The following is a 14,264-nucleotide window of genomic DNA, read 5'->3' as shown; positions in this document are numbered from 1 at the left end:
AAAAATGGGCCTCATATGAGGCCCTTTTCTTTTCAACATAGCGGCTCGCTTAAAGCTTGATAAACGGCACGTCCTTGCCATTGCGGCTTGCACTCATTAGCAGCTTTTCCGTCATCGCGGCTTCGCCCATGCGGCCCAGCTTCTGCTGCGTTTCCATCAGGCCATAAAGCGACCATGCGCTATTAGGATGCCTGACAAGGCTGGCTTTGAAAGCGTCTTCCGCCTCACCAAAGCGGCCCGCGGCGTAAAGCGCTGCACCCAAGCTTTGCTCGGCGGCATAATACCAGTAAGGCGGTTCCATATACGGCATGCTGTCCTGTGCCGCGACGGCAGCGCGGAACGCTTCTATCGCCGCATCATAATTGCCCAACGCCTGCTGATATTTTCCCTCAATACTGTGCGATGCCAGCGTGAGGATGCTCGCCGCCGGGAAACCACCGGCATTTTTCGCGCTGCCATTCTCAAGAAGGGCATCAATGGCGGCTTTTTCATCCAGCGCCCTGCCGTCACCCAGTGTGGCATAGGCTGTGGCGCGAGCGTAATGCCACATGGCTTTCAAATAAGGGATGTCGTCGCCCGGGTCTGGAACCTCAAGCACTTTATCGAGCGTGCCAAACTGGGCATAGACAAAATAGGGCGCGGCCTTGATGGGTGCAATCCACTCCGCTTCCCTGACGACCTCTATAGGGATCAGGGCGTCCAGTTTGTCGGCATACTCAAGCGCGATGTCTGCGTCCGCTGCCATCTGGGCGGAAACCAGAACAAAATGCACATTGTGCGGATAATAGCCAAACCGGTAAAGGGTCGAGCCTGAGACCTCCTTCAGGTAAGCTTCATCCACCGCCACCGCCTTCACATTGGTCTCCAGACTGTCGAGATAGCGCCCAATGCGAAAATAGATATGCCCCGGCATATGGACCAGATGCCCTGCCCCCGGTGCGAGGCCCGCCAGCTTATCGGCGTAGGGCTCAGCCCGCGTTGCCATGCTGCTGGCTTCATAAAGGTGAATATAAAGGTGGATGGAGCCATAATGGTCGGGGTTCTCCCGCAAGACCGCTTCCATCGTATCAATCGCGGTTTGGATATGGGGCTTTGGTGTGGTGAAATCACGCTCCCAATAATCCCACGGGCTGATGTCCATCAATGCCTCAGCGTAGAGCGTCGCGATGTCCTGATCTTTAGGATATTTTGCGTGCAGGCCTGCCATGGCATCGGCAAACTTCTGGTCAAGGTCGCCGCGTTCTGCACCAGCGCCAGCTTCATACCGTGCCTCAAGCGCTGTGATCAGGTCGCGTTCCCGCCCGTTGGCGCCAGCGGCAAGCGCCTTGGCTTTCTCAAGCGCTGCGACAGCGTTTTTATTGCCGTCAGCATCCATCGGCGCATTGATGTTGGGACCATAGGCCAGCGCCTCGCCCCAATGGCAGATGGCACAGTCCGGATCGGCGGCTTGTGCGGCCTTGAAGGCGCGGATCGCCTCCCAGTGGTTAAACCCGTACAGCAGCGCAAAACCCTGACGAAAATAAGCGCGCGCCAACAGAACCTCGCTTGAGATCGGGAAATCACGGCTATCCAGCCCGCTAAGAAATGGCACATCATCGTGTCCCCCAGTCTCATCCGCGTGCGCCGCGCTTGAAATCAGGTGCGCGATATCGGGGCGGAACAGTGAACCACGGTTTGTCCCCACAGGGCCGCAAATATTGCGCCGTATTTCCGTGGGGTTGAACGCATAGGAAATGTCACCGGACACCGGCTCGGGCGACGGCAAAAGCGTGTTCGCACCAGCCACAGCGGCCAGAAACAGCATAGGTGTAATAAGAGATTTCATAATTCTTTCCAGTCTGTGCACAGTCGCTTCGAATTACGCTGAACAGATGAGGCCGCAAAAGTTTAGCAGAACAGCGCAAAAGAACCACCTGTTTTAGGCCCCTTGGCCCGGCCAGCGTTCCGTGGCATGCTGCCAGCCAGCAAAACGGGAGGGACGCATGGCATCCAATGGTGCGGGCTTACTCAATGTAGCGATTATCGGTGCGGGGCCTGCAGGCTATTATGCTGCAGAGGCACTTACCGGTGGCGACGGCAACGTACATGTGGATATCATTGACCGGTTGCCGACCCCCTTTGGCCTGATCCGCGCCGGTGTGGCACCCGACCATCAGTCGATCAAGAATGTCTCGCGCCGCTATGAAGCCACCAACAGCCGCGAGAATGTGCGCTTTGTTGGCAACCTTGCGCTGGGGCGTGACATCACGCTCGCCGAACTCAGGGAACTCTATGACGCCGTTGTGCTCGCAACAGGCGCGGGCAAAGACCGCCCGCTTGGCATTGAAGGCGAAGACCTCAGCGGTGTCATCGGGTCTGCCGCCTTTGTCGGCTGGTATAACGCCCACCCCGACTATAAAGACCTGAACCCGGACCTGCGGGTTGCCTCGGTCGCGGTAATCGGCAACGGCAATGTGGCGGTTGACGTCGCGCGGGTGCTGGCAAAAACCGCATCCGAGATGACCAGTTCCGACCTCGCCGCCCACGCGGCGAGCACGATCCATGGTTCGCCCATCCGGGACATCTATATCCTGGGCCGCCGTGGTCCGCTTGAGGCCAGCTTTACCCCTAAAGAGCTTGGCGAGCTGAACCAGCTGGAAAACTGCGTCGCACTGGTGAAACCGGAACAATTGCCAGACAGAGCTGCGGACGAAAGCCTGACCGGCGCGGCAAAAAAGAACATGGCCACGCTGCGCGCCATCGCGGCCAACAGCCCGGATGCCAAGCCGGTGCGCCTGCACTTGCAATTTTACCGCCGTCCCATGGCGATCATGGGGGAGACATGCGTATGCGGCATAAGACTTGAGGAAACCAAGGTCGAGGACGGCAAATGTGTCGGCACCGGCATGACCGAGGTATTGCCTGTGGGCCTTGTGGTGCCGTGCATCGGCTACCGCACCAGCCCCATCCGCGACGTGCCCTATAGCGAGCGTTACGGCTGTTTCGAGAATGAGGGTGGCCGGATATTGGACAGACTATACTGCGTAGGCTGGGCGCGACGCGGACCAACAGGCACCATCGGCACCAACAAACCCGATGGGCTGGAAGTTGCGAACAAAATTCTGTCGGAAGTCAAAGCGTCCGGCAGGGAAGGCCGCGACGGGCTTGACCGTATTGTGCGTGAACGCGACCTTCATATCGTCACCTTCCAGAGCTGGAAGAAAATCGAAGCCAGTGAGGAAGCGGGCGCACAAGCGGGCGCGCCGCGCAAAAAACTGGTCGATGTGGCGGAGATGGTACGCATCGCCGAAAGCTGACGTACGGCTCGCGTCAGGATTTGCGGATACGCTTGAGAATACCGCTGAAGGTCAGGATCGTGGTATCGCCGGTAAAGACAGTACCGCGCATGAAGATCAGCGACCGTGTGGCACGCACCACCTCACCCCTTGCTTCAATCAGCGCATCCTGCGGCCCTGCGGAAATGAATTCAGCATTGAAACCTGCCGTTACCGCCGCGCCGTCCGCAAGTTCACGCCGGGCAATGGCAAACATGGAAAAATCGGCAAAGGTCATCAACAGGCCGCCATGCAACATGCCGTGGCCGTTGCAGTGTTTGCGCTCGGAAATGAAGGCGCATTTAATGTCTTCACCTTCTTCGTTGAAATAAAACGGGGCAATCAGATCTTCAAACGGGTCTTCCCCACCCCATGTACGGTAACCACGGGCTTTCAGGTCTTCGGTTGTAAGCGCCACGCGCTGTTCCTCTCAAAATAAACTAATCAATCTCGACTAGCGTGCCTTCAATGCCGCGAAGGCCGCGTTCATCTGCAATATAGTAGGCAATCAGGATTTGACCACTCGGCAGTATCGTGGCGGACGGATAACCGGTGTCGCGGCTGGCGCTATCATCGCGGATGATAATCTCCTCCGCCTCGGCGACTTCCTGCCCCGGTGTTATAATCCTTGCACGTACGCCCATCGGTTCATGCCGGTATCCATAGACCAATAACAGACGGCCATCCGGCAACACCAGCGGGTCATAGGGATGCCCCTTCAGTTCCACCGTTTCAGGCGGATCAAAACTGCGTCCCTCGTCGTTTGAGGTCGCGGTCACCAGCCGGTCTTCGTTATGTCCGGTACGGTTAAATACCGTCACACACCCCGCCGGCCACTGCGCCAGCGCGGGCTCTGCCAGGGAAATGTCTGGCATGGCGACCATGGTGTCCGGCACAGACCAGCTTTCGCCGCCATCCCTGCTTTCAAAAAAACGCACAACAGGCAGTTCCTGCCCCTGCACATTACCTGCATAACCCGCAATCAGCAGACTGCCGTCCGCGCGCTCAATCATGCGGCCGCGAATGGGCGCGCTGAGTGGTCGGTATTTCATCGTGCGCGGCCCGCTTGTGGGTTCATCCGGCAACAGAATATGGTCCGACCATGTCACGCCCTCATCATCGCTGTAGCGCACATAGCTGGCCCAGTAGACATAGCCCGCGCCCAGATGCTCTTTCATCACAGGCGCTTGCCCCATGTCCTTCAGTTTGTCAGCAATCTCCCGCGTGACCGGATACCAGAGAAAACCATACTGCAACAGCCGACCTGAAGAAGTGAGGAACAGGTTTGCATCCTGATCCCCTGCTTCCGCATAGGTTGGCAAGCTGCGTGCGCCCTGCACTTCCTGCATGGTGGCGTCAAAACGCATCACCGCAATGTGAGAGCGAAAGTGCCAGTGGTCGACACTGTCGCGTTCATCCGCTGCGGCCCCGCCCAGCATCCAGCGGTGGTCGGGCGCACGGCGAAACGCCAGCAGCACCTCCCCCGATGGCAACGCCAGCACATTCGGGAAAGCCGCATAAAAACGTTCGTCCCGGTAAAGGGTTTGGTGGCGGATGATACGAAGTCTCATAAGGTGTCCTAAAAGCTGTTGTCGCCGTCCAGTATACGCCCGATGCCGCCAAGGACCGACCCTTCGCCCCTATCCTTGCCGCCATGTTGCGGCGCAGCGGCCAGTACCCGGCCCGCGAGGCGGCTGAACGGCAGACTTTGCAGCCAAACCTTGCCCGGCCCCTGAAGGCGCGCAAAAAAGACACCTTCTCCGCCAAAAATCATCGACTTGATGCCGCCCACCCGTTCGATATCCATATCAACATCTGCGGTCATGGCCGCCACGCAGCCTGTGTCCACATGCAGCACTTCGCCGGGCTTGAGCTCTTTTTCAATCAAAGTGCCGCCCACATGCACAAAGGCCCAGCCGTCGCCGTCAAGACGTTGCATGATGAAGCCTTCACCGCCAAACAGGCCGGTCATGATTTTGCGCTGCAGGTGAATGCCGATCTGCACCCCACGCGCAGCAGCAAGGAAGCTGTCCTTCTGACAAATAATACGCCCGCCATAATCCGATAGCTTGAATGCAAGGATATTACCGGCATAAGGCGCGGCAAATGCCACCCGCGCCTTGCCCGCGCCTTCATGGGTAAATACGGTGGTGAACAGCCCTTCCCCTGTTACTAGCCGTTTACCCGCACCCAGCAGTTTGTCCATAAAGCTTGCCTCTTGGCCTGCCCCGTCGCCAAACACTGCGTGCATGGATATATCCGCTGATTTGAACATCATCGTACCCGCCTCTGCGACAGCGGATTCGCCGGGGTCTAGCTCGACCTCAACAAATTGCATCTCGGCACCCTTGATCTCAAAATCGACATCATCAGCGATAGAATGGCGGCGGTTGTGGCGTGAAATTGGAACATTTGGAATATGGCTGGGCACTGTTTTTCCCTTTGTCTGGTTGTCGCTCGCTGTACAAAAGTGCTTAACATTCTTGGCATCGCCCCTTGACGGTGGGGCTTTGGCGTCGCACTTTCTATTAATGAAGGCATGTTGCCAACTCTTTTCAAGGTCTGGAGAAAATCGCCATGAAAGGCGTCTGGGTTATTATTAAATCCATTTTCAAGTTTATTCAGGGGCTGGGCACAACCGCGCTCGGGCTTCTTGTTATTTTGCTTCTGGTCGGTGTTTACTTAGGTAGCAACCGGGATACCCGCCCCTCTGTGCCGACTGGCGCCGTGATGGTGTTGTGGCCTAACGGCATGATTGTAGAGCAAGCCGAGTATCCGGACCCGCTGGAGGAAGTCTTCACCGACTTCAACAGCGTACCGCCGCAAACCAGCATTCATGACATCCTGCGCTCGCTCGAACGTGCCAAACGCGATGATCGCATTAAGGCGGTAGCTGTGCTGACGGACAATATGTTTGGTGCAGCACCCAGCCACTTGCATGCTATTGCCGACGGCATTCGTGATTTCAAGGAAAGCGGCAAGAAAGTTTACGCGATATCAAGTGCCTATAGCCAAGGCACTTATATGATCGCGGCCGAGGCAGACAAGGTCTATATGAACCCGCTTGGCAGCGTTCTGCTGACGGGCTTCGGCTCCTATCCGACCTATTTCAAGGATATGCTCGACAAGATCGAAGCCAACGTGAATGTGTTCCGGGTCGGCACCTATAAAGCCGCAGTGGAGCCTTTTATTCGCAACGATATGTCCCCGGCGGCAAAGGAAGCCAACATGGCCTTCCTCAACAGCCTGTGGGACCAATATGAAGGATCGGTGGTTGAGGCACGCGCGCTCCAGCCCGGAGCGCTGACAGCGGCCATGCAGACCGTAAACGCAGACCTCCGCGCTGTGAATGGCGATTTCGCCCAGTTGGCCGTCAGCAACGGTCTTGTTGACGAACTGGCCCCGCGCGCCACGTGGCGACAGGCCCTGATGGACGAATATGGCGCCACGCCAGACGGTACGTCTTTCAAACAAATACACTTTCAGGCCTATCTGGCCGCAACTGACCGGCCAAACCGCAGCCGCAACGAGATTGCGGTTATCACAGCACAGGGTGAAATTGTGATGGGCGAAGGTCCAATCACTGTAACCGCCGCTGAAACCACCGCAGGCTACATCCGTGACGCGCGAAACAATCCGAACACGAGCGCCATCGTGCTAAGGGTGGACAGCCCCGGCGGCTCGGCCTTCGCGTCAGAGATTATCCGCCAGGAACTTGTCGCCGCACAAGAGAGCGGCCTCAAGGTCATTGCCTCCTTTGGCCCCGTGGCTGCCTCTGGTGGTTACTGGATATCCGCCACTGCTGATGAAATCTGGGCAGCGCCCAGCACCATCACCGGTTCGATCGGCATCTTCGGCATTGTGCCCACTTTTGAGCGTACGCTTGAAAAGGTCGGCATTCACACCGACGGTGTCGGAACGTCACCGCTGGCTGGTGCCTTCAACATCACCCGCCCCATGAGCGACAGCGCCAAGGATATTATCCAGCAGTCGATCGAAGCGGGCTATGGCCAGTTTCTCAGCCTTGTAGCTGAAGGCCGCAACATGTCGGTTGAGGATGTGGACAAAATCGCGCAGGGCCGCGTTTGGGTTGGCACCAAAGCTCATGAACTGGGGCTGGTGGACCATCTGGGCGACTTTGGCGACGCGGTGAAAGCGGCGGCAACTTCGGCTGGCGTTGAAGACTTCAACCTTGTTTTCTACCGCGATCAGCCTGATAAGTTTGACCAGATGCTGGCAAGCCTGATGAATTCGTCCTTAGGCGACAACTTCAAAGGCTTGTCCGGCAACCAGATGTCGCCTTTGATGAAAACAGCGCTTGAGTTGAAGACCGAGGCTGAAAAGCTGTTCCGTTTCAATGACCCGGACGCACGCTACGCGGTGTGCTTTGTCTGTAAGGTACGCGACTAATGAGCAAAGACCCGGTAGCAAAAAGCGACGCCGAATGGCGCGATGAGCTGACGCCAGAGCAATATCAGGTGTGCCGCTGCGGCGGCACCGAGGCACCCTTTTCCGGGCGCTACTGGAACACCAAGACAAAGGGCATCTACCTGTGCACAGCGTGCAAGGCACCGCTGTTCTCAAGCGAGACCAAATACGACAGCGGCTCGGGTTGGCCCAGCTTCTATGACGCCATCGGTGACGAGGCTGTGGTAGAGAAAACCGACACAAGCCTCGGCATGGTGCGCACGGAAATTCTGTGCGCACGCTGCGAAAGCCATCTGGGGCACGTATTCCCCGATGGCCCACCGCCGACCGGGCTCAGGTACTGCACCAACTCCGCATCACTGGAGCTTGAGCCGGAAGATTAGGTTTGCTGTTAAGATGAGCCGCGTTTCAAAAAACGCAACACGGCGTGGCAGAATCTCACGCTACCGTTTCGCCAGACACATCATACATTCCCTCTAACAGCAGCGCACAGCGCAAAAGCTTTAAACGAGGAATATATGATGACCAGCAGCAACAACACCCACCTGACCCTCCTGCGCGTTGACGCAAGTGCGCGCAAGACAGGCTCCATCACCCGCGATTTCACCAACCGCTTCATCGACAGCCTTGGCCAGCAACAGGATATGGCCGTGCTCAACCACGATGTGGCTGACGGCTTGCCCTTCGTCAATGAGGACTGGGTTGGCGCCAACTTCACCCCTGCGGATGACCGCACGGAAGCGCAGAAAGAACACCTCGCGCTTTCCGACCGGCTAATTGCCGACCTGAAGGCAGCCGATGTTCTGGCCATTGGCGTGCCGGTCTATAACTTTGGCGTGCCCGCTGCCCTCAAGGCGTGGATTGACCAGATCGCGCGCGCGGGTGTGACGTTCAAATATACCGAAGCCGGCCCTGAGGGTCTGTTGAAGGGCAAAAAAGCCATACTCTTTATGGCCTCTGGCGGTACGCCCGTAGGCGCAGCCTATGATTATGCCACCACCTATATGCGCCATGTGCTGGGTTTTATTGGCATCACAGACGTGACCATCGTTGCCGCCGATAAAACAGCGGTGGACGCCGATGCCAGCCTCAAGGCCGCGGAAGAGCAACTGACCGGCGCGGTTGAAAGCTTCAAACAGGCGGCATAAGTACCGAGCAATAGCCACCTGGAAAGGGATAACGCACCGCATCCTCGCGCGGTGCGTTTTCTCGTTCCCGCCTAGAGGTCACGCAAGCCGAGAAGCACCGCGCCGATAATCGCAATCGACATGATGGCAAAATACGCCACCCAGATAAAACCGGCCTTGAGAAAGGCGCGGATGAACCCCTGTTCCTGCCCAACCTTGAGCGCAATGATCAAGTAAATTGACGTACCCCACCAGAACACACCCAGGCCCATATCGGCACCAAAGCGCGGCACCACGATGATAAGCGCCGTCATCAGCAGGAACAGGAAACTGTGAAAGTGCAGTGAAAACACAAGCTGGTGCAATATAAGCCGGTCTTTCTTCCAGTGAAAAAGCCGAAGGATCAGCGCAAACACCGGCACCAGCACAAAAAGCGCACGCGGCAGCCATTCGTTAAACAGTTTGTTCATCTGCTCCGGCTGACGAAGCGCACGAGCGGCTCCCTTGACCACCTCCTTCATAAATTCAGGCGTATCAGGGTTACTCAAAACCTTGTCGATATCTTCCTGCCGCAGGCCCTCGTGCTCCTCGCCGTCATTGTCGACAAACATATCGACGTCGACCTCATAGGGAAAATCATCATCTTCATCGCCCGGCGGGCGCACCTGCAGTGCCTCAGGGTCCTCAAGCAAATTCTCAAGCGCGGTGCGCGCACCTTCCGGCATCTCGTCGCCGGTTTCTTCAAGTGCCTTTTTCAGACTCTCGCGCACCTGCTCGGCCTGCACTTCAGCAGCTTCATCCGCTTTATCGCTATCGCTGTCTTCATCACCGATATCTTCCCTGATTGCTTTTTGCACCTCGGGGATCAGATCAGCGGCAGTCAGCACGCGGCGGCTGTCCGGGCTGGCTGGCACGATACCGGGTGCTGGCGGCAGTGCAAGCGGCTCAAGCCCTTCGGCCTCACGCAGGCGGTTAAGCTCTTCAAGATGCTTGCCCGTTTCCTCGGTCGCGACGCGGCGTTTTTCGGCCTGCTCCGCTTCCGTCATCCTCGGGCTGACATCAATATCAAGAATGAGAACATCGGCAATGGCGACGATGACAAAAAACATGATCGAGACAGTGATATAAAGCCTGAGTGGCGGCACAAATTGCGCCCGGCGCCCCATGGCGAAAGCACGTGTTAGCCCACCAGGCACGAGCACAAGCAAAAACAGCGTCTTGAAAAGGCGGCTGTCGCTGGAGAAGACATTGTCGAGAATTTCACGCAAAAGCGACCAGAAGGGCCGCTTGAAGTCATCATCGCGCTGGCCGCAGATATGGCAGAAGGGACCGGTCAGCTCCGCGCCGCAATTACTGCATCCCAGCTCGGCTTCGCGCACTTCCTGCGCCCGGAGTTTATGCTCACCCCGTTTGCGCAGCTCACGCCTGAGGCGTCTCCGTTTAAGCTGAACGATCCATTTTCTGACAAGCCTGCGCATCGCCTATCCCCCTTAAAAGCCTTATAGCAAAGGGGGTTGCCCGTTTCCAGTACGGAATAAGTCTAGCGTGCAGACGCCAGGGCCCGGTCGCCAACATGCGGGTTTGATTGCCGCTCCGCCCCAAAAGTGGACAAAGGGCCATGCCCTGGCACAAAGGTTACATCATCGCCCAGCGGCCAAAGCTTGCCGGTAATAGCGTTGATCAGGTCTGCATGGTTGCCCTTGGGGAAATCCGTACGTCCGATCGAGCCCTTGAACAATACATCACCCACAAAAGCGACCTTGTGTTCCGGCTCAAAGAAAATTACATGGCCCGGCGTGTGGCCCGGCGTGTGGTAAACCTGAAGGGTGATATTGCCAATGCTGACCTCATCGCCATCCTTCAGCCACTGGTCAGGCTGCACACATCTCAGCCCCGGCAGGCCGTACTGCGCTGCCTGTGCCTCGATGCCCTCGAGCCAGAACAGGTCATCCTTGTGCGGGCCGATCACCGGCAGACCGAGCGTTTCGCGGATATCCTGTGCGCCGCCTGCGTGGTCAAGGTGACCGTGGGTAAGGAATATCTTCTTCGGTGTCACACCCAGCTTTTTAGCTGCGTCCAGAAGCTTGTCCGCCTCTCCGCCCGGGTCAACAAAGGCGGCCTCCATGGTTTCGTCGCACCAGATGATGCTACAATTCTGGGAAAAGCCGGTCACCGGTACAATCTGGGCCTTAAGCATATACACTCCTTAAACTCTCAGCCAACCATAACGGCTGGCGACACCGCCTTCAAGCGTGCACCCTTTAGATAGGGCCTTACACCAGCAAATAAAGGCTTGTATGGGCGCTCTGCCTATAGCATAGGATTCCAGCAAGAAACGACGGAGTGCACCATGCGTAAAATTCTGACGATGACCGCTATTCTGGGGCTCCTGTCCGGCTGCGCCATTGTAACGGTACCGGTAAAAGTCGCCACGACCGCAGTCGGCACCGCGGTTGATATCGTCGACTGACGCCTGAACCGGATTTTACCAGCTTCACCCACGGCCGCCGCATTGCGATGCGACACATCGATGAGTCCGCACAAACAGCTACATTGATAATGCCGTCAAATGACGCTAGCATCCCTGTATTTTAGCTCTAAAATAAAGAGAGCAAGACAAGTGTAAGACATCAGTCGCAAGGAAACATCATGGCACAAAAGACAGAAACCAATAAAAACCCTGCCACTTCCGTCGACGTAAGCGGAGAGGATATTCACTGGCAACAGGATATTTCCTATGGTGGATACCTGAAGCTTGATGAACTGCTGGCGTGCCAGACCCCGCTTTCCGACAAACACGACGAGATGCTGTTTATTATCATTCATCAGGCATCGGAACTGTGGATGAAATGCTGCCTGCACGAAATCGGCGCGGCGATGGACCATGTGAAGGCTGACAACCTCGGCCCCGTGTTCAAGATGCTGTCGCGTGTTGCGCGTATCCAGACCAACCTCAAGCAGTCGTGGGAGATACTCTCGACCATGACACCGTCTGACTATGCTGCCTTCCGCGACGACCTTGGCCAAAGCTCCGGCTTCCAGAGCTTCCAGTACCGCGAGATGGAATACCGTCTTGGCAACAAGGCTGAGCGCATGGCCGAGGCCCACAAAGCGCGCCCCGCCCATTATGACCGCCTGCAGATGGTGCTGGATCAACCAAGCTTTTATGATCTCTGCATCAAGCTTCTCGCCCGGCGCGGTTTTGATATACCCGCCGATGTACTGGACCGTGACTGGCGCCAGCCCTATGTGGCAAACGCCGCCGTGGAAGCCGCATGGCTTGCCGTCTACCGCGACCCAAAAAAATACTGGGATCTCTATGAACTGGCGGAAAAACTGGTGGACCTTGAACATCACTTCCATGCCTGGCGCTTTGCCCATATGAAAACGGTGGAGCGTATCATCGGCTACAAGCGCGGCACCGGCGGCACCGGCGGGGTTTCTTATCTCGTCAAGGCGCTGGACCTCCGCTTCTTCCCCGAACTCTGGACGCTGCGCACAAGCCTATAGGGAACACCCTCATGACCCGCATCTTTGACATTTCGCAAACCATCCGCCCCGGCATCCCTGTCTGGCCCGGCGATAGCGAGTTTACGCTTGACCGCACATGGCATATCGAACCCGGCTGCCCGGTCAATGTTTCCGCCATGACCATGTCGACCCATACCGGCAGCCACGCCGACAGTCGCCTGCATTTTGACAAAAACGGCATCGATTGCGCCAACACCGATCTCGCGGCCTACATTGGCCCCGCCACGCTGATTGACCTGTCAGACGTCGTGCCAGCCGGTGCGCTGGTTGAGCCGCGCCACCTCGAAGCCGCCCTGCCCGGTTTGGCCGAACGTGTGTTGATCAAACTGTTCAAATCCTTCCCGCATGACGGCTGGGACAGCGATTTTCCGGCCATGAGCCCCGATGCCATCCATCTTTTGGCCTCGCACGGCTGTAAGTTGATCGGCCTTGATGTGCCCTCGCTCGACCGGGAAGACAGCAAAACGCTCGACGCGCACTTTGCCGTCGACAAGGCAGGCATGGCCATTCTTGAGGGCCTTGTGCTCGACGATGTGCCGGTGGGTGACTATGAGCTCATTGCCCTGCCGCTTAAAATTCAAGGCGCCGACGGCAGCCCTGTGCGCGCAATACTTCGGAGTTTACCATGATCCCTACCTCGCTTGACTGGTGCCAGAACCAGGACAAAAACGATCCGCTTGCAGAAAAACGTGCGGCCTTCGACCTACCGAAAGGCGTGATCTATATGGACGGCAACAGCCTTGGCCCGCTGCCAAAAGCCGTACCACCGCGCCTTGACACGGTTATCAAGCGCGAATGGGGCACCGACCTTATCAAAAGCTGGAACACAGCAGGCTGGATCGACCTGCCAACCCGCGTGGGCGCCCGTATTGCCACGCTTGTTGGCGCAAAACCCCATGAAGTGGTGATGGCAGACAGCACCAGTGTAAACATTTTCAAGGTTGCCGCGGCCGCCTGCCGCCTTAACAAGGGCCGTACAAAAATCATCTCCGAGCCCGGCAATTTCCCGACCGACCTTTATATGATGCAGGGCCTCGCCGATTTTCTGGGTGAGGACTATGAGCTTGTCACCGTGGACCGAAACGAAATATTGGATGCGGTGGATGACAATACTGCCGTCGTGCTTTTGACCCACGTGCATTATGTCACCGCCGACATGTTCGATATGAAAGACATCACCGCTGCCGTGCAGGCCAAGGGAGCCCTGATGGTTTGGGATCTCAGTCACTCGGCTGGTGCAGTGCCGGTTGACCTCGGCGGCGCGGGTGCCGACTTTGCCGTGGGCTGTGGCTATAAATACCTCAACGGTGGCCCCGGCGCGCCTGCTTTCCTCTATGTGGCAGACCGCCACCTGAGCACGGTACGCCAACCGCTTTCCGGCTGGTTTGGCCACAAAAATCCGTTTGATTTCAAGGATGAATTTGAACCCGCCGCCGACATCCGCCGCATGCTGGTTGGCACCACCGGTGTACTCGCTGCCAGCGCGCTTGAAGAAGCCCTGAAGGTATTCGAGGATGTCGACATGCGCTTGGTGCGTCAAAAATCACTGGCGCAGGCCGACCTTTTCATGGCGCTGGTGCGCGAAAAGCTGGTGGGCCATAATATTGGCATTGTCACGCCCGAGAAACACAGCGCACGCGGTAGCCATGTTTCACTGTCGTTCGCGGAAGGCTACGCCGTGATGCAGGCGATGATCGACCGTGGCGTCATCGGTGATTTCCGCGCGCCAAACTATATGCGCTTCGGCTTCACGCCGCTTTACCTCTCGTTCGAAGACGTTTACCGCGCCGTGGATATTCTCGCCGACATCCTCGACAAGGAAATCTGGCGCGACAGCAAATATAAAACCCGGTCGGATGTGACC

General features: G+C 57.2%; 13 protein-coding genes. 7 read left to right on the top strand and 6 right to left on the bottom strand.

Annotated elements, in window-relative coordinates; genetic code table 11:
• Positions 1–49 precede the first annotated feature (49 nt).
• Positions 50–1,825 carry a hypothetical protein gene (locus tag ACN0VM_RS09940; RefSeq protein ID WP_417450726.1) on the bottom strand — a complete coding sequence of 592 codons (1,776 nt, stop codon included), beginning with the start codon at positions 1,823–1,825 and terminating at the stop codon, positions 50–52.
• A 157-nt stretch (positions 1,826–1,982) separates the two neighbouring features.
• On the opposite strand from ACN0VM_RS09940, the gene ACN0VM_RS09935 reads away from it, so the two are divergent.
• Positions 1,983–3,296 carry an FAD-dependent oxidoreductase gene (locus tag ACN0VM_RS09935; RefSeq protein WP_417450725.1) on the top strand — a complete coding sequence of 438 codons (1,314 nt, stop codon included), beginning with the start codon at positions 1,983–1,985 and terminating at the stop codon, positions 3,294–3,296.
• A 13-nt stretch (positions 3,297–3,309) separates the two neighbouring features.
• Here ACN0VM_RS09935 and ACN0VM_RS09930 read toward each other — a convergent pair whose 3' ends face one another.
• The 3 genes from ACN0VM_RS09930 to ACN0VM_RS09920 are packed head-to-tail and all read right to left on the bottom strand — an operon-like array spanning position 3,310 to position 5,745.
• On the bottom strand, positions 3,310–3,732 hold the full coding sequence (locus ACN0VM_RS09930) for a PaaI family thioesterase (protein WP_417450724.1): 423 nt from the start codon (positions 3,730–3,732) through the stop codon (positions 3,310–3,312).
• A gap of 22 nt (positions 3,733–3,754) precedes the next feature.
• On the bottom strand, positions 3,755–4,885 hold the full coding sequence (locus ACN0VM_RS09925; RefSeq protein WP_417450723.1) for a sialidase family protein: 1,131 nt from the start codon (positions 4,883–4,885) through the stop codon (positions 3,755–3,757).
• Positions 4,886–4,893: 8 nt separating this feature from the next.
• Positions 4,894–5,745, bottom strand: coding sequence for an AIM24 family protein (locus tag ACN0VM_RS09920; RefSeq protein WP_417450722.1), 852 nt, complete (start codon positions 5,743–5,745; stop codon positions 4,894–4,896).
• A gap of 146 nt (positions 5,746–5,891) precedes the next feature.
• Between ACN0VM_RS09920 and sppA the strand changes: the two genes are divergently transcribed.
• From sppA to ACN0VM_RS09905, 3 genes are all read left to right on the top strand, one after another.
• Positions 5,892–7,724, top strand: coding sequence for a signal peptide peptidase SppA (sppA, locus tag ACN0VM_RS09915; protein WP_417450721.1), 1,833 nt, complete (start codon positions 5,892–5,894; stop codon positions 7,722–7,724).
• Positions 7,724–8,125: a peptide-methionine (R)-S-oxide reductase MsrB gene (gene msrB, locus ACN0VM_RS09910; RefSeq protein WP_417450720.1), complete on the top strand. Its 402-nt coding sequence runs from the start codon at positions 7,724–7,726 to the stop codon at positions 8,123–8,125. Before sppA ends, msrB begins: the two co-directional genes overlap by 1 nt.
• A gap of 138 nt (positions 8,126–8,263) precedes the next feature.
• Positions 8,264–8,890 (top strand): FMN-dependent NADH-azoreductase, encoded by a 627-nt coding sequence (locus tag ACN0VM_RS09905; RefSeq protein WP_417450719.1) that lies wholly within the window; start codon positions 8,264–8,266, stop codon positions 8,888–8,890.
• A gap of 71 nt (positions 8,891–8,961) precedes the next feature.
• On the opposite strand, the gene ACN0VM_RS09900 is transcribed toward ACN0VM_RS09905, so the two are convergent.
• Together ACN0VM_RS09900 and ACN0VM_RS09895 are read right to left on the bottom strand one after the other, a co-directional pair.
• The gene (locus tag ACN0VM_RS09900) at positions 8,962–10,347 is read right to left on the bottom strand and encodes a DUF3667 domain-containing protein (protein WP_417450718.1); all 1,386 of its coding nucleotides are present in this window, start codon (positions 10,345–10,347) and stop codon (positions 8,962–8,964) included.
• Positions 10,348–10,409: 62 nt separating this feature from the next.
• On the bottom strand, positions 10,410–11,066 hold the full coding sequence (locus ACN0VM_RS09895; protein ID WP_417450717.1) for an MBL fold metallo-hydrolase: 657 nt from the start codon (positions 11,064–11,066) through the stop codon (positions 10,410–10,412).
• Between the two features lie 452 nt (positions 11,067–11,518).
• Between ACN0VM_RS09895 and kynA the strand changes: the two genes are divergently transcribed.
• The 3 genes from kynA to kynU all read left to right on the top strand — a co-directional run.
• Positions 11,519–12,379, top strand: a complete 861-nt coding sequence (gene kynA, locus ACN0VM_RS09890) for a tryptophan 2,3-dioxygenase (protein ID WP_417450716.1) — start codon at positions 11,519–11,521, stop codon at positions 12,377–12,379.
• Positions 12,380–12,390: 11 nt separating this feature from the next.
• Positions 12,391–13,029: an arylformamidase gene (kynB, locus tag ACN0VM_RS09885; RefSeq protein WP_417450715.1), complete on the top strand. Its 639-nt coding sequence runs from the start codon at positions 12,391–12,393 to the stop codon at positions 13,027–13,029.
• Positions 13,026–14,264, top strand: a 1,239-nt coding sequence (gene kynU / locus ACN0VM_RS09880; RefSeq protein ID WP_417450714.1) for a kynureninase, incomplete at its 3' end; no start/stop codon positions are given. The genes kynB and kynU, both read left to right, overlap by 4 nt.

The organism is Kordiimonas sp. (genome assembly GCF_048260245.1).
Lineage (GTDB): Bacteria > Pseudomonadota > Alphaproteobacteria > Sphingomonadales > Kordiimonadaceae > Kordiimonas.
The sequence above is the reverse complement of the archived record's forward strand: the minus strand, read 5'-3'. Positions and strand labels throughout refer to the sequence as shown.

What these genes read in the sequence shown, in the direction of transcription:
- ACN0VM_RS09935 (WP_417450725.1), top strand. Translation starts at nt 1,983, where the DNA reads ATGGCATCCAATGGTGCGGGCTTACTCAATGTAGCGATTATCGGTGCG.
- ACN0VM_RS09895 (WP_417450717.1), bottom strand. Translation starts at nt 11,066, where the DNA reads ATGCTTAAGGCCCAGATTGTACCGGTGACCGGCTTTTCCCAGAATTGT.
- ACN0VM_RS09905 (WP_417450719.1), top strand. Translation starts at nt 8,264, where the DNA reads ATGACCAGCAGCAACAACACCCACCTGACCCTCCTGCGCGTTGACGCA.
- sppA (WP_417450721.1), top strand. Translation starts at nt 5,892, where the DNA reads ATGAAAGGCGTCTGGGTTATTATTAAATCCATTTTCAAGTTTATTCAG.
- kynB (WP_417450715.1), top strand. Translation starts at nt 12,391, where the DNA reads ATGACCCGCATCTTTGACATTTCGCAAACCATCCGCCCCGGCATCCCT.
- msrB (WP_417450720.1), top strand. Translation starts at nt 7,724, where the DNA reads ATGAGCAAAGACCCGGTAGCAAAAAGCGACGCCGAATGGCGCGATGAG.
- ACN0VM_RS09940 (WP_417450726.1), bottom strand. Translation starts at nt 1,825, where the DNA reads ATGAAATCTCTTATTACACCTATGCTGTTTCTGGCCGCTGTGGCTGGT.
- kynA (WP_417450716.1), top strand. Translation starts at nt 11,519, where the DNA reads ATGGCACAAAAGACAGAAACCAATAAAAACCCTGCCACTTCCGTCGAC.
- ACN0VM_RS09900 (WP_417450718.1), bottom strand. Translation starts at nt 10,347, where the DNA reads ATGCGCAGGCTTGTCAGAAAATGGATCGTTCAGCTTAAACGGAGACGC.
- ACN0VM_RS09925 (WP_417450723.1), bottom strand. Translation starts at nt 4,885, where the DNA reads ATGAGACTTCGTATCATCCGCCACCAAACCCTTTACCGGGACGAACGT.